The organism is Priestia sp. P5_B4 (assembly GCF_056400385.1).
This window is the reverse complement of the sequence record NZ_JBFULJ010001557.1, coordinates 1-507: the sequence shown is the minus strand read 5'-3', so window position 1 is coordinate 507 and position 507 is coordinate 1. Positions and strand designations below refer to the sequence as shown.

Sequence of the window (507 nt, the reverse complement as noted above, 5' to 3'; positions counted from 1 at the left end):
GCATAAGGTTGCTTTCAGGGTTAAGCTGTTCCTCATCAGGGCTTGTTTGTAACCATGCCATAACCGGCTCGATTCCCATTTCTTTAATAACGAATACATCTAATAATCCGTCTTGAAATGAGCTGTTTCCTAGCATAGCGCGGGTTCCTCCTAAAAAAGGGCCGTTTCCAATTAACACCATAACAGATTCTCCTTCATAGGAAGCTTTTTCGCTCGTCATTTTTAATTGAAAAGGCTCTGCTTGATTTAAAGTTCTGCCTACGCTCATGTAGTAAGAGAGCTTACCAAATTTCTCTTTATTTTCTTCCAAAATATTTTCAGATACATCAGCTACGAGGCCGATTCCCCAAAAGTTTAAAAAATAATCTTCGCCATGTTTTCCAACATCCACTGCCTCCGTCTGCTTTTCTATAATTTGCTCCACTGCCTTTAAAGGATTTTGATTCATTCCAATTGCACGCGAAAAGTCGTTGCACGTTCCACCAGGTAAAATAGCAAATACAGGAC

Annotated in this window: 1 protein-coding gene; it reads right to left on the bottom strand. The window is 40.0% G+C overall.

Annotated elements, in window-relative coordinates:
- On the bottom strand, positions 1-507 hold a 507-nt coding region (locus tag AC1DRF_RS32145), incomplete at both ends, for a diacylglycerol/lipid kinase family protein (protein WP_477742848.1).